The sequence below is a fragment of the Serratia oryzae genome (assembly GCF_001976145.1).
Classification (GTDB): Bacteria; Pseudomonadota; Gammaproteobacteria; order Enterobacterales; family Enterobacteriaceae; genus Chania; species Chania oryzae.
The window spans coordinates 76,044-94,051 of sequence record NZ_MOXD01000008.1 but is presented as its reverse complement, the minus strand read 5'-3'; the positions used below and the strand labels follow the sequence as shown (position 1 = coordinate 94,051).

Sequence of the window (18,008 nt, the reverse complement as noted above, 5' to 3'; positions counted from 1 at the left end):
CAAGGGAACAAGGAGGCGTATGGAAGACAACGAATTCGGTCGGATTATCGTCCGCTACATCGAAAGCCGAAGGCAGCCCAAGCTTGAAGCCTTCGATAAAGAAGCGGAAAAGAGGCTGGCGGGGCTCACCGACAGCGAACAGCTTGCGGCCGCACAACAAGAAATCGCCCAGCAGCGGCGAGAGCTGGAACAACGTTATGAGGTGCGCAACTGGCTGACCGATGCCGCCAGCCGCGCCGGGCAAATCAGCCTGGTGACCCATGCGCTGAAATTTACCCACAGCGATGCCAAAGGCAGCAGCGTTTTTCTGCCCACAGTAGTCAGTGATTCTGCCTACCTTTCCACCGCCACATTGCGTAATCCGGCGATTGATGCGGTGGGCAACGCGGCGGCGTTGGATGTGGCCAAGCTGCTGCAAACGGAATACGAAGGCGAATCGTTAATTGCCGCCATTAACCGTGGCGATGATTCCCCATTGGCGGCTTTAGCCGAATCTGATCAGCAGTTGCAGCAGTGGATCAGCGGTTTCAAACAGGTGTTGGTGGATAAACAACCCAGTTCCCATAAGCTCGCCAAACAGCTCTATTTCCCGGTTGGGGACAACGACTACCACCTGCTAAGCCCGTTATTTTCATCTTCATTAGCGCATGCCATGCACCAGCGCATTGCGGATGCCCGCTTCAGTGAGGCAGCAAAAGAGATTTATGGCGCCTTTAAAGCCGGAGTTTGGCACTCGGCACCGCGGGTGAGCTACCCCAATACGGCAGTGCAGAATATCGGCGGCACCAAACCGCAGAATATCTCTTACCTGAACAGCGTCCGTGGTGGCCGCACCTGGTTGCTCTCCTGCGCTGCGCCGAGCTGGGAAATCACTCCTAAACCCCCAACCAAGCACAAATCGATCTTCCACGAGAATAGCGATTTCAGCCGGATGGCACGGCCCATCGTTCGGGAACTGCGCCACTATTTGTTGAGTGTAAAACAGCTCGAAAACACCAAAGAGATCCGCGACCACCGCTTAGCCTTTACCGACGAAATTATCGACACCCTGTTCAACTATGTGGCAGAGATCCAAAACCTGGACGTGCAGGTTGGCTGGAGTGCAGAAGAAGGTTGCCAGCTCAAGCGCTCGCAACAGCTCTGGCTGGATGCCGGTCGAGCGGAAAAAGATGAAGATTTTAAATTTGAGCGTGAAGGCGGCGATTGGCAAAAAGAGATCGCTCTGGACTTCGGCGTGTGGCTTAACCGCCGCTTGCAGCATGAAGAACTCAAATTTGGTGAAGTAGAACGTCGGGAATGGTCGACGGCAAAGCTGTTTAAACAGCGCTTGCGTGAGTTCGAGCAAGATCTGCAGGAGGGGCTGGTATGAGCACTCTGATTGTTTTGCGCCACGTCCGGGTCGAGAACGCTAACGCGGTGGCTGGGCTCACCTACGGCTTCCCGGCCATCACCCATTTTCTTGGTTTTACCCACGCGCTTGGGCGCAAATTGCAGCTAACGCATAGTCTGACGTTGGAAAACTGCGGCGTGGTTTGCCATCAACAGCAGCTTCATGCCCATGCATCCGGGCGCGATCGCGTTTTCTCTCTCACCCGCAACCCGCTGACCAAAGAGGCCAAAACCGCCGCCTTTAATGAGGAAGGCCGGATGCATATGACGGTTTCGCTATTAATCGAGTGCAACGGTGTGATTGCCAACGGGCGTGAAGGCGCGAAGGCCTTGGCTGAGCATTTGGAACCCTTGTGCCTGCGCCAGCGCTTGGCGGGGGGAACCATCGTGAGCATCGGTGAAGTCAGCGTAATGGCTTACCCAGATGAACCCAAGGCACTGCGCCGCCTGATGCGCCGTTTATTACCGGGCTTTGCCTTGCTCGATCGTTCCGAACTGCTGCAAGCGCATTTCGCGGCGCTAAAGCAGGCGGATCCGCAGGTGGAAATGATCGATGCCTGGCTGGATTTCGCTGCGCTGAAAATGCAGGCCACGGCAGATGAATCTACCCAATGGCGTTATGTGGCAAAACCGGAAAAGGGCTTTTTGGTGCCGCTGCAAACCGGCTATCAGGCTATTTCCCACCTGTATCCACCCGGTGAGGTGGAGAACGCGCGCAATCCGGCAACCCCTTTCCGTTTTGCGGAAGCGATCTACGGCGTTGGCGAGTGGCGCAGCCCACATCGGATTCAGGATCTGCAAACTCTGCTGTGGCGCTATCACTACCAGAACGATACCTACGTCTGCCGTGGCTTGACATCGGCCGCAGTGGAATACGACGAATTTAACGAAGAAGAGTAATTTTAAAGGAATAAAAAATGGCTAAAGCAACGATTAAAACCGCTTCCGTACTCGCATTCGAACGTAAATTAGCAAACTCTGATGCCATGCTGTATGCCGGTAATTGGGAGCAGCAGGGTGAGTGGCGGCCGGTAGAGATTCAGGAAAAAGCGGTGCGCGGCACCATCTCCAACCGTTTGAAGAACGCGATTGCCAGCGATCCGGCCAAGCTGGATGCCGAAATCCAGAAAGCCAACCTGCAACGTGTCGACGTTGCCGCGCTGCCTTTTGATTGCGACACCCTTAAAGTCAGTTTCACGCTGCGCGTCCTGGGCAATCTGGCCGTGCCTTCGGTGTGTAACGATCAGGAGTATCAGGCCGAACTGGCCAATGTAATTAATGGCTACATGGCGGAGCAGGGTTTTGGTGAGTTGGCAGCCCGCTACGCAGCAAACCTGGCGAATGGTCGTTTCTTGTGGCGCAACCGGGTGGGGGCTGATGCGATCAAGGTATGCGTGAAAAGCAAAACCCAGCAATGGGAATTCAACGGTGAAGAACATAGCCTGCGTGCATTCAGCCAGCCGCAGGGTGCTTTAGCGGAGTTGGCGCAGGAAATAGAGCAGGGCTTGGCTGGGGACAGCTTTGCGTTTTTGAGCATTGAGGCTTTTGTGCGTTTAGGCAATGGGCAGGAAGTGTTCCCTTCTCAGGAATTGGTGCTCGACAGCAACAGTAAGAAAAGCAAGGTGTTGTATCAGGTGGCAGGCGGTGCGGCACTGCATTCGCAGAAGGTGGGTAATGCGCTACGTACCATCGATACCTGGTATCCAGAGGCCACAGAATTGGGCCTTGGGCCGATCGCGGTTGAACCTTACGGCTCCGTCACCAGCCGTGGCAAGGCTTATCGTCAGCCTAAGCAGAAAATGGATTTTTATACGCTGCTGGATAACTGGGTCACCAAGGGTGATAAACCGGCGGTTGAACAACAGCACTATGTGATGGCCATTTTGATCCGTGGTGGCGTCTTCGGCGAGAAAAGCGAATAAGGGGATTGTATGGATCACTATATTGAAATCCGTATTCTCCCCGATCCTGACTTTGGCTCCTCAACCTTGATGGAGGTGCTGTTTGCCAAGTTACACCGGGCATTGGGCCAGGCAGGTGAGGGCCGGATCGGGGTCAGCTTCCCTGCGGCAGGTAAAACCTTGGGGGACCGGTTGCGTTTGCACGGTTCTCTTACTGCGCTCAGTGCATTAGATGCGCAACCATGGCGTAAAGGGCTGCGTGATAATACTGAGCACAGCGGCATTTTACCGGTGCCGGAGAAAGTGAAATACCGCACCGTGCGGCGCGTGCAGCCGAAGAGCAACGCGGAACGCTTACGCCGCCGTTCGGTGAACAAAGGGTGGCTGACGGAAGAAGAGGCGCGTCTGCGTATTCCTGATTCAGTAGAAAAACGCACATCTCTGCCCTTTATTCGGCTGAAGAGTTTATCCAGCGATCAAACCTTTCTATTGTTTATCGAGCAGGGGCCGATTGGCGATAGCGCAACCGAAGGAGCATTCAGCGCATATGGTTTAAGCGCAGTAGCGACCATCCCGTGGTTTTGACCCTAATTTTACGGCCGCTCCTAACTTATTGATTTAATAGGTTAGGATTGGCTGCTTGTAAAAAAGGGTTTTTTAACAGGTTTGCCTGTTGTTGTTTAGCTAACAGTAGGTTAGAAACGATCTGCAACAGTTCACTGCCGTACAGGCAGCTTAGAAACATAGAACGAACTCAGCCCCAGCACGACGAAAGTTCACTGCCGTACAGGCAGCTTAGAAATGAAATTCTCATAGTCCCAGAGCAATTAAAGTGTTCACTGCCGTACAGGCAGCTTAGAAATGTTCAGAAATGAGCCTTTGAGGATGCCAGTAGTTCACTGCCGTACAGGCAGCTTAGAAAAAGCTGGGTAACCGTCTGGCGACCGGCGTAAAGTTCACTGCCGTACAGGCAGCTTAGAAAGATTCCCGATACCAAGGGAACCCGGCTGGAGAGTTCACTGCCGTACAGGCAGCTTAGAAATTGTATACGGGAACCGGTTGGGTAATAAAGCGGTTCACTGCCGTACAGGCAGCTTAGAAACGGCGTTCGCTGGACGGCGAACAAAGGAGCAAGTTCACTGCCGTACAGGCAGCTTAGAAAGACCCGGCCAAGGCGCTCGAAGCGCTGGAAACGTTCACTGCCGTACAGGCAGCTTAGAAATATGACCCGATGGCGGTTAATGAATTCCATGTGTTCACTGCCGTACAGGCAGCTTAGAAACGGCGAGGGGGTGATCGATGAATGAATACCTTGTTCACTGCCGTACAGGCAGCTTAGAAATGCTGGCACGGCAAGCAATGACGTACAACTTAGTTCACTGCCGTACAGGCAGCTTAGAAATGGTCGCTGATCACCACGCGGCTCGCGCTGCTGTTCACTGCCGTACAGGCAGCTTAGAAACGGTATTTTGGGGGAGTTGTTCATAAAGTTCGGTTCACTGCCGTACAGGCAGCTTAGAAAATGAGCCCCTTGCATACCTGGCAGGCTGGCTAGTTCACTGCCGTACAGGCAGCTTAGAAAATGGGATGGCACCGTTGACCAGGGGGGCGCAAGTTCACTGCCGTACAGGCAGCTTAGAAAAATACTATTCTGCTTATCGCTGAGCAAATGGTGTTCACTGCCGTACAGGCAGCTTAGAAAATGCAACAGTACGCGCGCGCACGCGAGGTTCAGTTCACTGCCGTACAGGCAGCTTAGAAAGACGAAGAGTTAGACCGCCGCCTTCAGGAGTTGTTCACTGCCGTACAGGCAGCTTAGAAATGTAATGCCGAATACTGTTCCTCGGTTGGTAGGTTCACTGCCGTACAGGCAGCTTAGAAATTCCGGCATATCGTCAGCATCAATGCCCAAATGTTCACTGCCGTACAGGCAGCTTAGAAAAAGGTCAAAGCCGAAAGCGCCAGCAACGAGCAGTTCACTGCCGTACAGGCAGCTTAGAAATGAGCGCGGGGAACCAGGACCGCCTGGCGCAAGTTCACTGCCGTACAGGCAGCTTAGAAACAATGTTGAATGCCAGCGACACCATGGCGTCGAGTTCACTGCCGTACAGGCAGCTTAGAAATGGTGTATGACGTAGGACCGGCAGCGCTGATAGTTCACTGCCGTACAGGCAGCTTAGAAACTCGAGTCCTGCGAATTTGATGAGCAGGAGTAGTTCACTGCCGTACAGGCAGCTTAGAAAACCAATCCAGAACACTACCGGCTCATAGAAGCGTTCACTGCCGTACAGGCAGCTTAGAAATGTTTGTTGTTTCCGCCTCGGAATACGGCATCGTTCACTGCCGTACAGGCAGCTTAGAAACAGGGCCATGCGATGATTATCGTCACGAAAGCGTTCACTGCCGTACAGGCAGCTTAGAAAACGCTGTAGAAGTTATCTAAATGGCCGCAAAAGTTCACTACCGTATAAAATCACTGTGGTGCACATCGGTAATTTCACGTGTGGTTTCAAAACAAGGTAAGTTTTTATTATTGGCGGCAATGTTTAATTTTTTCATTTTGCTTATTATTTAGACAAAAATCCCGTCGGAAAATAATGGCTTTGACGAAAAATATTTTCGCTAAAATAAAGGTATGCGCTAGCGTGACAACGTTCAACGACATGACACGCTGGCCGTTTATTTTTGCGAAATATATTTTTTCGCTCTTATTCGTACATGGAAAATCGCCAAGTGAGCTTTACCTTAAATAAAGGAAAAGTGATGCCGCCGCCGTTAGGCGCAAGAAATCAGCATTGACACCGCGCGTTCTGTAATACCCAATAAGAACCTAAAGGAGGAAGTTATCTGAAGTTAAAGAAGGCAAAGCTAAAGCAACTGCGGTGCGCCATCATCATATGCGTGGTCCGTCGGATATGTGCCATTTTTCGGTTATTGTTTCCATCTTTCATCCACCTGTTTGAGTGAAGGTGGCGCCATTTTAGCGAATAAAATCGCAGATAACGTGATATTAATCACGCAGTGGTGGTTATTTATAAATAATTATTCATTTTGTATTCACAGAGGTGAATAGGCATGGCTTATGCCGCTATTCGCTGATGTGAATTAATTGCTAAAAAAGTACGGGTGGGTTAGAGCCCGCTCGGCTTAACTCGGCTGAGTATTGCTCGGTATCACATTCATTTGTTCCATAGATAATCAAATACAGCCAAGGTGTTTTTTTATTGTTATTATATAAACCCGGTTTCATTTGCATATCGATGCAGAGATTATTTATTAATGTGCTATTTTGGTTTTCTATACCCAAAATAATTCGAGTTGCTTGTAGGCGGCAACCGAAAGACAAATCGGTCATGGCCGATTTGAACGCTGCTTGCCGCGGCCCCGAAGGGGCGAGGCCCAATATGGGCCGAGTAACGCAGCCAACACCCAAGCAACTTGAAGTATGAAGGGTATATATGAATTGTCGCTAATTGTGACAATCTTCAACCGTAAAGGTGCCGGTAACAGGAGTGATAACCTTGAATCCAACCGAAGACCAGCAGCACATCATTCGTTTTCTCAATAAACAGCATGTGCTCACGCTGTGCGCCGGTAATGGTGCGGAAATGTGGTGCGCCAACTGCTTTTACGTGTTCGACGCCGAGCGTATGGCGCTGTGGCTGATGACCGAGCCGCATACCCAGCATGGCGGCCTGATGCAGCAAAACAGCACGGTGGTGGGAACCATTGCCCCGCAGCCCAAGAGCATCGCGCTGATCAAAGGCGTGCAGTACCGTGGGGAGATCGCTTTGCTGCAGGGTGATGACGATCGGCTGGCCCGCGAGCGCTACTGCCAACGTTTCCCGGTGGCGAAGGCGATGAAAGCCCCGATCTGGCAGCTCACACTGCAGGAGGTGAAAATGACCGACAACACCTTGGGTTTCGGCAAAAAGCTGCATTGGGTGCGTCCATCATCTTGTTAAAATAGCCTGTTAATAACGCGACCATTAAGGAGAGATGGATTGAAAAGCAGAGATCGAGTTGCACTGGTGCTGGTGGCAGCGTTTGCCCCCATGGTGATGGCGCAAGAGAGCGGTGTCTCTTTCAGCCACAAGAACTGGGAACTGGTATGTGACAACACTAATACCTGCCGTGCTGCGGGCTACAGCGACGGGGATGAATCCACGGGGTCAGTGCTGTTCACGCGTCTTGCCGGCCCCGGAACGGTGCCTACGGGGGAGGTGACTTTGGGGGATATCGAGTCTGATGGTGCCAACCCGGTGGCAGCGCTGACGCTGTGGATTAATGATAAATCCATCGGTGCCGTCAAAGCGGCAGCGGATGATACCTGGCGTTTATCCGAAGATCAGACCCGCGCCGTGATTAGCGCGGTCAAAGGCAGTAGCCGCGTTGAGTTTAGAGGTGGCCCGTCGCCCTTTGTGCTTTCTGGTGATGGGGCTTCCGCCGTGATGCTGAAAATGGATGACGTTCAGGGGCGCATCGGGACTCCAGGGGCGTTGGCACGAAAAGGTAACAAGCCAGAAAGCAGCGTACCAGTGGCCATTCCTGCCCCGGTGATTCAGGCTGTGAAGGTGGCGAAAGCGCAGGAGCGCCCGCTGACTGCGCCAGAAATCGCGGCGTTGAAGCCCAAGCTGTTGGCAACGTTAAAGCCGGATGATTGCGACCGCCTGCAGCCTTCGGCGGATCGTGATGAGGAAGGCGAAGAGGCCATCACTCTGACCCCGCTGGGTGACAAGCATGCCGTTATCTCAGCGTTGTGCTGGCGGGCAGCCTATAACGAGGGCTACGGTTATTGGGTGATCGACAGTGCTTTGCAAGAAGCTCCGGTGTTAGTGACGACGTTGGGGTCGGATTACGGTGAAGGCGTTATTTCTTACAGTCAAAAAGGGCGCGGATTGGGCGACTGTTGGGGAATGGGAAGTTGGGTGTGGGATGGCCAAACCTTCCGCCAGAGCAGTGAAGCTACGACGGGTATGTGTCGTTATATTCGCTTAGGCGGAACCTGGAGCCTACCGACCTTTGTTGCAGATGTGAAACCCGCGCAGTAAGGCGAAAGAAAGCGTGAGATGTTCCGTTGAGAAAGGGCATCTTTGGCGGTTTGGTAGATAATAATGGAGAACGTATGGCAAGGGTATTAATCACCGGGGCTTCCGGCCTGGTCGGCGGCGAACTGTTGCAACTGTTGCAGGCCGATCCGCAGGTAACGGCGATTGTCGCCCCCACGCGGGCGGCGCTGGTGCCGCACGGCAAGCTGCAAAACCCGCACGGCGGCGATCTGTCTGAACTGCTGGCGGGGTTGGATCAGCCGGTGGATGTGGTGTTCTGTTGCCTGGGCACCACGCGCCGTCAGGCTGGCAGCGCCGAGGCGTTTCGCCATGTGGATTACCAGTTGGTGATGGCATCGGCACTCGCCGGGCAGCGGCTGGGGGCGCAACACTGCTTAGTGGTGAGCGCCATCGGTGCCAATCCTCGTTCTCCGTTTTTGTACAATCGTACTAAAGGCGAGATGGAGCAGGCACTGCGCGCGCAGAATTGGCCGCGCTTGACGCTGGTGCGGCCTTCTATGCTGCTGGGCCGGGCGAAACCGCGTTTGCTGGAGCGGCTCAGCGAACCGCTGTTTGCGTTGCTGCCCGGTAAATGGCGCTCCGTCGCCGCCAAAGACGTGGCGCAAACCCTGCTGACGCAGGCCTTCAGCGCTGGCAGCGGGGTGAAAATTGTAGAATCAGACCAACTGCACTGTGCGCGGTGATCGCTCTTGGCGCTGGCTCGTTCAGCGCTCATTGATGCCCGGCAGTGGTTAAAATGCCTGCGTTTTTAACCGCTGGTTGCTGCGTGGTTTGTCGAACCGGTTGTAAATTGGCATAAAATTGTTTCCCCAGCGCCAAGAAGATCACCCCAGAAGGTGAGGCATGTGTTACTGTGCCAGTAAAAAACGTTAAATTTACCCCACCGCAAAATACCTTTTCAACGAACTTAATCCTGCCTCCCGCCGGTGTGATATCCAGGCTTAACCGGGCCGTTATGGCCGGTCATTGCGCCATCTGGTGCAATCTCCCGCGGTTTGCAATATTGCAGCGCTGCAGCTGCGAATGTTGGTTAGTGCTTACTCGCATCATGCCGATAACGTTCTGATTCACCCTTGTTGCCCAATCGCGGCCAGTAAGGCCGTAGTTTGGCCATCGGTTGAGACGTAAAATTGTGAGTAAGTGCTCACTGGAGGGTCTGGTAGACAGGGGTATTGGTGTGCTGCTGCTGTTGACGAGGCCGCTTTTGCTGTGAACAAAAATCAGTCACCTGAGCTTATGGTGTTATCACAAATGTGCTAACGTTAATGAATCATGAGCAGTAAATTATTTGAGGAGATGTGAGAATGGAAAGCCGTATCCAGTTTCGTATTGGAAACGAAACAAAGCAATTGGCGCAGAAAGCGGCAGAGGCTAAAGGCACCACCTTAAGTGAAGCCTGTCGTCAGCTAGCCGAACAACTGGCTGCCGAACAACGCATAACCGAAGAGCATGAAAATTGGCTTAAGGGTAAGGTCGACGCTGCTTTTGCCCGCTTACATGAAGGGAGTGCGGTTTATCTCAGTGAATCGCAGGCTGAGCAACGGATGGATGATGTTAAAGCCAAGGTCAGGGCCAGATACGCAGCGAAATAAGGAAAACCATGCGCATCGAATGGGATGATGTTGCGTTGCAGGATCGGGAACGCATTTTTGAATTTCTCTATCCGTTTTACCCGTTGGCCGCAGAACAGGCCGATGCTGAGGTTGAGCAGGCGGCTAAACGGTTATTGCATAATCCGCATCTGGGTAAACTTTGGTATGGAGAGGCCCGTAAGCTATTGGTCAGCAAAGCCTCTCTGGTACTGGTTTATCGCGTTGTGGGCGATGTCATACAAGTCTTGGCGGTTGCCCATCAGCGCGAAAAATTCCCCGGCTAACGCAGCTTATGCACTACCTGATTGCTGCTACCGCGCCAAATCAGCGCCGGGTCTTTTAATTCCTGCACAAACTTGCCGTCTACCAGCACGTTGATTCGCTCGACGATCTGCTTCTGTGCCTCATTCAGTTCCCCCAGCTTATAACCGGTCCACAGCCAGATATCCTTGCCGGGGCATTCGGCGCGTACCCGCTTCACCAACTGCAATACGGCGGCGACGTTGGCAGGGTGCAGCGGATCGCCGCCGGAAAGCGACAGCCCTTGGCGCGGCACGCGGCTGTCGTTGAGATCGGCCACGATCTGCTCTTCCATCTGCGGCGTAAACGGCAGGCCGGAGTCTAGCCGCCAGGTGCTTTGGTTGTAGCAGCCTTTGCATTGATGTACGCAACCGGCGACAAACAGCGTGCAGCGCGTGCCGGGGCCGTTGACCACGTCGATGGGGTAATACTGGTGGTAATTCATTTTTTATTCCTTTCCCCCTGGCACGGCAGAACTAGTGCTGTTTATTCACACTATGGATAGATATGGTGTAAATCACCACCGCCTCCGGTTTTGCCACATCAGGCGAGACGTTTACTGCAGAAGGAGGGATGACGACCTGAACTTCACCCCCGTCACGGATCAGCTTCACGCTGTCGCGCAGGATCGGCGGCATATTCGCTACCCGGAATATTTCGAAGGCGTTATCAATTTTCGGGCCGTCAACCACGGTACCGTCAATGAGAGTACCTTTATAATTTACCTCAACGGTATCCGTATCTTTCAGGGGCGCGCCAGTGCCTTTATTTTTTACGAAGTAAAACAGCCCCTGCTTGGTCTTTTTGACCCCTTCCTGTTTGGCAAACGCCTCCAGCCACGCTTTATCTGCGGCAACCATTTTGTTTTTTCTGTCCTGCATCAGAACCTTAATCTGTTCATCCAGGACGCGCAGCGTGTCATTAACATCTTGCTCGCTCATTTTGCTCTGATGGTTAAAAGCGTCGCTGAGGCCTGCCAGCAAAATATCTTTACTGAGCGTGATGTGCAGTTCTTTCTGTTGCGCAAGCTGGCTATCTATGTAGTTTGCCAAGGCTACGCCGGTTGCATAAGCGCGTTTTTGTTCTTCACTGTCTAGCTGCAACGCTGGAGTGGGGCTTTCTGCCTTGTTTTCTGTTTTCTGCTCGGTTGGTGGCTCAGTGGGTAACGGTGGGGCCAACAACGCCGTTGGCGCAGGCTCTGCCACCGGAGTGTTCACGGCCTGAGTGGGTTCAGCCAGGGTATCAGCAGCCCGTTTTTTCTCTGGTACTGCAACATCGATGATGCGTGATGGCGGCATCATTATGGGCGGAATGGCAAGAATTGAGAGGGCTGATGTCTGCGCCGTCGTCACGGGTTCTCCCTCGCTGGTGGCTGATACATAGCCTGGGAGCGCCAGGAGACTGAATAAATACACCTTTTTGAATGAGAAAATAAAAGACATCGCTAAACCTTGAATAAACAATGATTACGGGCAAACAGCAAAAGAGCATAAGAGGTTTGGCCACAAAAGCAATTCTTGCCTTACGGAAAGGTGTCATCCGCAAGGCTTAAAGGATATCGATTAACCTATCTGCCCATTCCCCAGGTGTTTCACCCGGCGTTTTACCTCTTCCTGCTTACCGGCGTTGAACGGCCGTGAGTCCGGGCTGCCCAAATAGCCGCAAACGCGGCGGGTGACCGACACTTTTGCCGAATCATGGTTGCCGCATTTCGGGCAGGTGAAGCCTTTGCTGGTGCAGGAGAACTCGCCGGTAAAGCCGCACTCGTAGCACTCGTCGATCGGCGTGTTGGTGCCGTAATAAGGCACGCGGGTGTAACTGTAGTCCCACACGTCTTCCAGCGCCTTCAGGTTGTGCTGCAAATTCGGGTATTCACCGTAACAGATGAAGCCACCGTTGGTGAGCGGTGGATAAGGCGCTTCGAAATCCAGCTTGTCGTAAGGGTTCACCTTTTTCTCTACGTCGAGGTGGAAACTATTGGTGTAGTAGCCTTTGTCGGTGACGCCCGGCACCACGCCGAACTCGCTGGTGTCCAGGCGACAGAAACGATCGCACAGGTTTTCGCTCGGCGTGCTGTACAGGCTGAAGCCGTAGCCAGTTTCTGCTTTCCAGCTTTCGGTGGCGGCCTTCAGGCGCTCAACGATGGCGATGGCTTTGGCGCGCAATTGCTGATCGTCATACACGTGCTTTTGCCCACCGAATAGGGCGTTGATGGTTTCATGCACGCCGATATAACCCAGCGAGATCGACGCCCGGCCATGTTTGAAGATCTCGGCGATATTGTCGTCGGCTTTCAGCCGCACGCCGCACGCCCCTTCCATATACAGAATCGGTGCCACGCGCGCCTTGATGCCTTCCAGGCGTGCAATGCGCGTCATTAACGCCTTTTTCGCCAGCAGCAGGCGTTCATCCAGCAGCGCCCAGAAACGGCTTTCATCGCCGTGCGCTTCCAGCGCGATGCGCGGCAGGTTCAGGCTGATCACGCCGATATTGTTGCGGCCATCGTGGATTTGCTCGCCGTTTTCTTCGTATGTCCCCAAGAAGCTGCGGCAGCCCATCGGCGTTTTAAACGAGCCGGTAACCTTCACCACCTGATCGTAATTGAGGATATCCGGGTACATGCGCTTGCTGGCGCATTCCAGCGCCAATTGCTTGATATCGTAATTGGCATCGCCAAATTTGTGGTTCAGGCCGTCGCGGATGGCGAACACCAGCTTCGGGAACACCGCCGTTTTGCGGTTTTTGCCCAGCCCGGCGATGCGGTTTTTCAGGATCGACTGCTGGATCATGCGCGATTCCCAGCTCGTTCCCAGGCCAAAGCCGAAGGTGACAAACGGCGTCTGGCCGTTAGCGGTGTGCAGGGTGTTCACTTCGTATTCCAGCGACTGGAAGGCGTCGTAACACTCTTTCTCGGTACGCGCCATCGCATAGCCTGCCACATCCGGGATCTGCCACTGCTGCGCGATCTCCTGATGCTTGCGGAAGCTGGCAGTGACAAAAGGCGCCAGGATCTCATCGATCCGGTTGATGGTGGTGCCGCCATAAATATGGCTGGCCACCTGGGCGATGATCTGCGCGCTGACGGCGGTGGCGGTGGAGATCGACTTCGGTGGCTCGATCTCGGCATTGCCCATCTTGAAGCCGTTGGTCAGCATGCCTTTCAGATCGATCAGCATGCAGTTGAACATTGGGAAGAACGGCGAGTAGTCGAGATCGTGATAGTGGATCTCTCCCCGTTCGTGCGCCAGCACCACGTCGCGCGGCAGGATATGCTGCTTGGCATAGTGCTTGGCGACGATCCCGGCCAGCAGATCGCGTTGGGTGGGGATCACCTTACTGTCTTTGTTGGCGTTTTCGTTCAGCAGCGCCACGTTACTTTGCTCCACCAGGCCGCGGATCTCCTGGTTCAACCGCCCGCGCAGCTCGCGCGACACATCGCGATCGTGACGATATTCAATGTAGGTACGTGCCAGTTGCTTGTAGTGGCCAGCCATCAGTTGGTTTTCAACCGCCTGCTGGATCTCATGGATATCGACACGCGGGCGTTGTTCCATCTGTTGAGCGACCACACGGGCGACGGTAGCGCAGTAGTCGGCATCGATCACACCAGCGGCCAGCGCGGCCCGCTCAACGGCCTGCTTGATGCGCTCTTCGTCAAAAGAGACCTGACAGCCGTCCCGTTTAATCACTACTGGTTTCACGTTGTTACTCCTGTTCCCGTTGGGGAACGTTACACCCGCATCTTGGGGTATTGGCACAGTTTCGGCTTATCCACAGGGCAATGCCGCAGAACACAAGGGCTGCGGGGGCGTGTGGATGACGTTGTGGATAACTACTATATATAGATAATTAATTTACTGTGAGCACTATATATGGGTGTGTCGTCGGCTTTTTTGACCTGGGACAAAGAATTCAGGAGAGCGTTTGAAGGATGTACAACGGTCAATTTCAGGAAGAATGGCAGCCCTTGCTATCAGCGGGCTGAACGCCAAATGGCCGTAACACGCCAAAATCGCCAAAGCGTGATGACGATCGCATCACGCCGGAGGGGGGCGAAAATGGTCCAGTAAAAAATCAACCCAGGCACGCACCCGTGGCGGCAGATCGGCCGAGGCGTAATAGAGCCAGATTTGCGTTGGCCGTGGCCAGTATTCCTGCAACAGCGGTTGCAGCGTGCCCTGTGCGAAATGCTGTTCCGCATACCAGCGAGACAGGTAGACAATCCCCAGCCCGGCCAAGGCGGCATCCAGCAGCATTTCTGGCTGGCTGCTCATCAGGCGGCCAGGCAGATCCAGCTCCAGGGTTGCGCCGTGCTGTTGCAACCGCCATTTGACGCTGCGCCCGGTCGCCGGGTTGCGGTGCAGCAGGCAATGGTGTTGCCGCAGATTTGCCGGGGTTTGCGGCGTGCCGTGCTGGGCCAGATAGCCAGGAGCGGCCGCCAGCACCATCTGCATCGGGTAAAGCGGGCGTGCCACCAGGCGGCTGTCGGGATCGATCTGGCTGCCGATCCCGACGTCAAACCCTTCCCCCACCAGATTCACCACCCGCGCATCCAGTGACAGATCTAGATCGATCTGCGGGTAGCGCGCGAGAAACTCTGGGATCAGCGGCATCAGCATCTGGCGGCCAAAGCCGGGGATCATGCTGACGCGCACCGTGCCGGAAGGTTGCTGTTGTGTGCTTCCGGCCATTTCCAACGTGGCGGAAAGCGCCTGCCACAGCGGAGCCACCTGAGCCAGCAACGCTTTGCCCTCTTCAGTGAGCAGAACACTGTGGGTATTGCGCTGGAACAGGCGCAGCGCCAGCTTTTCTTCCAGCACGCGGATATTTTTACTCACCGCAGCGGGCGTGACGCCCAACTGGCGCGCGGCGGCGGAAAAGTTTTGCGTCTGGGCCGCACTGAGAAATGCAGGCAGCAGACGGTGCACGTCAAAAGGCAGCGACATCGTGGTTGATACTTTAGGTTGAAATTAATGTGACTGATAACAGCCTACACCGGAAACGGCAGAAATGAAAAAATGGGGCAAGTTAATAACCTATTGGGTTAATAATGCCGGTCAGTTAAACGCAAAACTGCATAATCATGCCGCAATGGCTAAAGGAGTCGCCCCCTCTCCCTGTGGGAGAGGGCCGGGGTGAGGGGACTGGTTAGCCTTAACTGACAAGCATTACCTATTGGGATAGGCTCTATACCCAAAATAATTCGAGTTGCTTGTAGGCGGCAACGGAGTGAAGCCCTAGGAGCATAGATAACTATGTGACTAGGGTGAACGAAGGCAGCCAACACCCAAGCAACTTGAAGTATGAAGGGTATAAATCAATTAAGGATCGAATTATGTCTCGTACTCTCGTGTTAACCGCCCACCGGTCCCCGGATGATTCCCGTATCAACAAAGCGCTGATCGCGGCGCTGCGCCCATTGCCGAACGTCACCGTACATGAACTGATGCGCACTTACCCGGATTACCAGATTGACGTGGCCCGCGAGCAGGAGCTGCTACAAACCCATGATGCCATTGTGATGCTGTTTCCATTTTACTGGTATAGCTCACCGGCGATCCTCAGTGAATGGCAGGATGCGGTATTAACCTACGGTTTCGCTTACGGCAGCGAGGGCAACAAGTTGCATGGCAAACCGTTGCAACTGGTGGTGACCACCGGCGGTAATGCGCAGGCCTACTCGCCGGAAGGGTATAACCGCTATCCGGTGGCTGACTTACTGCGCCCGTTTAACGCCATGGCCAATCTGACCGGCATGGATTACCTGCCGCCACACTTGGTGCAAGGGGTATTTGATATGAGCGATGAACGCTTGGCGCAGGAAGTGGCTGGCGTGGTGCAGTTGGTACAGCGTCTTTAAGCTTTTTGGCGCATCTCTGTCAGTAAATCATTCAGGCAACTGGGCTGATGTATCACCAGGTTTTCTTTCTGTTTTTTGCTCAGTTGCTTAACCCGATATTCCAGCTTCAGTGCCGTTGAGCGATCGCCTGCCTGGCAGTGAAAAACCAGCTCCAGTTCACCTTTACCCCGCAGCGCTTTTGCCCCTTTACCGGCCTGATGCTGCGCCACACGCCGCGCCACATCGGTGGTGATGCCGGTATACAGCATGCCGCCCGGCATGCGCAGTATATAAAGGTGCCAGATAACGTCATCCATTGGTGTACAGACCATTTTTCAAAGTGATAGGGAAGAAGGTATGGCCTTAGCCGCAGGGTGTAACACAAGGATAGGTCCCATTATGGCCCTTCGGTGCGCTAGTTCCAGATACTTCAAGCTTAAAACGACTTTGCCATCAACCTCAGGATATGGATATATCCGTCATCAATCAAACCGCAGGGCTTGGGCTGATGCCGGGGCGTGATAAGCAGATTTGTCACTCAAATGGCCCCAGTCCACAGGAGCGTGCTCCAAAAGCCCGTCACCGGTGTTGTCGGGCTTGAACATGGCTTTGCCTTGCTGACGGTTTTTTGGCGTTGCGGCGGCATCACGCTGAATTAAGGGACACAGCCTAAATAAGACTAAAATAATAGGGTGATTATACCCTTCATACTTCAAGTTGCTTGGGTGTTGGCTGCACTCTTTCACCCTGGTCACATAGTTCGCTATGCTCCCAGGGATTCATTCGTTTGCCGCCTACAAGCAACTCGAAGTATTTTGGGTATAGATGGCTAAAACGTATAAAAACTAATCATTCTTACCAGGGTAAGAGACCGATCTGGTGCGTAAAAAATTGGTCAAATGACCTATTAATTAACATTAATCACTAATCAGTTAGTTTTATTAATGTCTATCTGCCGTTAATTATTTGGAGTAATAAATAGTAATTACGTATTAAATTAGTTTTTTATTCCATTTATCGGTGTGTTGCTATTTCTTTTAGATGAATATTTTATTTTGAATATTCTGATGCAGATTCCAATTATTTTCTATAACATCTTGCAGTAAAGTTAAGTGATTCTGAACATTTAAAATGTATGTTTTGGTAAGGGAAGGTAAGTGGGGAAAATAGCGTGGACTATTTTGTAAAGTGAATGGTGAAGTATGTTTAAAGTTGAAAAGCCCGATGTTGCATTCCGTCGTCTACTGAATGAACTGCTTCCTTATGCAGAAAAAATAGTGCCAAGGCAGCCGGGGGAAACGACTCAAGGTGTTAAAATAGAGTCAGAGCCTGACTTTTTTAATTTATACCTTTTGGAAAGAGGCAGTGCTAATCTTTGTCGATTAGATGACAACCTTATCGTTTCTACAGTTTTTTCTCCTTATGTTATTGGTTTGGCCTGTTATCCGGGGGGCGGTGTCTATTATTCGATCGAATTGGGGGCAGATAGTTGTATTTATCAAATACCTAGGACGCGTGCGCAATATTTGATTAATAAGTTAGAGTTGCAAAAGGAGCTTATAAGTATTATTTCTTATAAGTTGTCAAGAATGTGTTTTCGCGATAATTGTATCTTTAAATATAAGTCTGAAGATATTGTGAAAGGCATGTTGGCTCATTTGATGGAGTTTCCTGAGGATTTCAGGAAGAATACCTCTGTACTGGCGTTTATTGAAAAACGCACCACGCTATCACGCAGCAGCATTCAACGTATTTTAGCGACATTAAAAAATGAGAGCAAGGTGCATATCGTTAAATCCCGATTGGTAAATATTTGCGATCTCTCTATGACGCGCAAGTAGAAATAAAAAACCTTACACTTCAAAAGCATGGTGGGGTTTTTCACCCCTGTAACACTCTCTGTGAGAGGAGCGGAAAA

Annotated in this window: 17 protein-coding genes and 1 CRISPR repeat array; of the genes, 11 read left to right on the top strand and 6 right to left on the bottom strand. The window is 52.7% G+C overall.

Annotated features, from left to right (window positions below):
- Nucleotides 1-19: 19 nt before the first annotated feature.
- From csy1 to cas6f, 4 genes are read left to right on the top strand one after another with little or no spacing between them, the layout of a single operon-like run.
- The gene (gene csy1, locus BMI79_RS15245; protein WP_076942992.1) at nt 20-1,369 is read left to right on the top strand and encodes a type I-F CRISPR-associated protein Csy1; all 1,350 of its coding nucleotides are present in this window, start codon (nt 20-22) and stop codon (nt 1,367-1,369) included.
- A complete protein-coding gene (gene csy2 / locus BMI79_RS15240; RefSeq protein WP_076942991.1) occupies nt 1,366-2,289 on the top strand; it encodes a type I-F CRISPR-associated protein Csy2 in 924 nt (307 codons plus the stop codon). Before csy1 ends, csy2 begins: the two co-directional genes overlap by 4 nt.
- A gap of 17 nt (nt 2,290-2,306) precedes the next feature.
- Nucleotides 2,307-3,311, top strand: coding sequence for a type I-F CRISPR-associated protein Csy3 (gene csy3 / locus BMI79_RS15235; protein WP_076942990.1), 1,005 nt, complete (start codon nt 2,307-2,309; stop codon nt 3,309-3,311).
- A gap of 9 nt (nt 3,312-3,320) precedes the next feature.
- Nucleotides 3,321-3,875, top strand: a complete 555-nt coding sequence (gene cas6f / locus BMI79_RS15230; protein WP_076942989.1) for a type I-F CRISPR-associated endoribonuclease Cas6/Csy4 — start codon at nt 3,321-3,323, stop codon at nt 3,873-3,875.
- A 129-nt stretch (nt 3,876-4,004) separates the two neighbouring features.
- A CRISPR array of direct repeats spans nt 4,005-5,713; the repeat unit is 28 nt; unit sequence GTTCACTGCCGTACAGGCAGCTTAGAAA.
- Between the two features lie 420 nt (nt 5,714-6,133).
- On the opposite strand, the gene speFL is transcribed toward cas6f, so the two are convergent.
- Entirely contained in the window at nt 6,134-6,214 is an 81-nt protein-coding gene (gene speFL, locus BMI79_RS23620) for a leader peptide SpeFL (protein ID WP_422066821.1), read from the bottom strand.
- A gap of 597 nt (nt 6,215-6,811) precedes the next feature.
- On the opposite strand from speFL, the gene BMI79_RS15225 reads away from it, so the two are divergent.
- The 5 genes from BMI79_RS15225 (at nt 6,812) to BMI79_RS15205 (ending at nt 10,235) form a co-directional block, all read left to right on the top strand.
- Entirely contained in the window at nt 6,812-7,255 is a 444-nt protein-coding gene (locus tag BMI79_RS15225; protein ID WP_076942988.1) for a YhbP family protein, read from the top strand.
- Nucleotides 7,256-7,345: 90 nt separating this feature from the next.
- Nucleotides 7,346-8,341, top strand: a complete 996-nt coding sequence (locus BMI79_RS15220; protein WP_076943107.1) for a DUF1176 domain-containing protein — start codon at nt 7,346-7,348, stop codon at nt 8,339-8,341.
- 74 nt (nt 8,342-8,415) lie between these two features.
- The gene (locus tag BMI79_RS15215; RefSeq protein WP_076942987.1) at nt 8,416-9,042 is read left to right on the top strand and encodes an NAD(P)H-binding protein; all 627 of its coding nucleotides are present in this window, start codon (nt 8,416-8,418) and stop codon (nt 9,040-9,042) included.
- Between the two features lie 621 nt (nt 9,043-9,663).
- Nucleotides 9,664-9,951, top strand: coding sequence for a type II toxin-antitoxin system RelB/DinJ family antitoxin (locus BMI79_RS15210; RefSeq protein WP_076942986.1), 288 nt, complete (start codon nt 9,664-9,666; stop codon nt 9,949-9,951).
- 8 nt (nt 9,952-9,959) lie between these two features.
- Complete coding sequence (locus BMI79_RS15205) at nt 9,960-10,235, top strand: type II toxin-antitoxin system RelE/ParE family toxin (protein ID WP_076942985.1); 276 nt, start codon at nt 9,960-9,962, stop codon at nt 10,233-10,235.
- Here the strand turns inward: BMI79_RS15205 and nrdG are convergent.
- From nrdG to BMI79_RS15185, 4 genes are all read right to left on the bottom strand, one after another.
- On the bottom strand, nt 10,232-10,696 hold the full coding sequence (nrdG, locus tag BMI79_RS15200) for an anaerobic ribonucleoside-triphosphate reductase-activating protein (RefSeq protein ID WP_076942984.1): 465 nt from the start codon (nt 10,694-10,696) through the stop codon (nt 10,232-10,234). The genes BMI79_RS15205 and nrdG overlap by 4 nt on opposite strands.
- 31 nt (nt 10,697-10,727) lie before the next feature.
- The gene (locus BMI79_RS15195) at nt 10,728-11,603 is read right to left on the bottom strand and encodes an FKBP-type peptidyl-prolyl cis-trans isomerase N-terminal domain-containing protein (RefSeq protein WP_125828815.1); all 876 of its coding nucleotides are present in this window, start codon (nt 11,601-11,603) and stop codon (nt 10,728-10,730) included.
- Between the two features lie 210 nt (nt 11,604-11,813).
- Entirely contained in the window at nt 11,814-13,952 is a 2,139-nt protein-coding gene (gene nrdD / locus BMI79_RS15190) for an anaerobic ribonucleoside-triphosphate reductase (protein ID WP_076942982.1), read from the bottom strand.
- 336 nt (nt 13,953-14,288) lie between these two features.
- Nucleotides 14,289-15,197 carry a LysR family transcriptional regulator gene (locus tag BMI79_RS15185; protein WP_076942981.1) on the bottom strand — a complete coding sequence of 303 codons (909 nt, stop codon included), beginning with the start codon at nt 15,195-15,197 and terminating at the stop codon, nt 14,289-14,291.
- 389 nt (nt 15,198-15,586) lie between these two features.
- Between BMI79_RS15185 and BMI79_RS15180 the strand changes: the two genes are divergently transcribed.
- The gene (locus BMI79_RS15180; protein WP_076942980.1) at nt 15,587-16,111 is read left to right on the top strand and encodes an NAD(P)H-dependent oxidoreductase; all 525 of its coding nucleotides are present in this window, start codon (nt 15,587-15,589) and stop codon (nt 16,109-16,111) included.
- Here BMI79_RS15180 and BMI79_RS15175 read toward each other — a convergent pair.
- A complete protein-coding gene (locus tag BMI79_RS15175) occupies nt 16,108-16,407 on the bottom strand; it encodes a GIY-YIG nuclease family protein (RefSeq protein WP_076942979.1) in 300 nt (99 codons plus the stop codon). The two genes, BMI79_RS15180 and BMI79_RS15175, sit on opposite strands and share 4 nt — an antisense overlap.
- An 885-nt stretch (nt 16,408-17,292) precedes the next feature.
- On the opposite strand from BMI79_RS15175, the gene BMI79_RS15170 reads away from it, so the two are divergent.
- The gene (locus BMI79_RS15170) at nt 17,293-17,931 is read left to right on the top strand and encodes a helix-turn-helix domain-containing protein (protein WP_076942978.1); all 639 of its coding nucleotides are present in this window, start codon (nt 17,293-17,295) and stop codon (nt 17,929-17,931) included.
- Nucleotides 17,932-18,008: the final 77 nt, after the last annotated feature.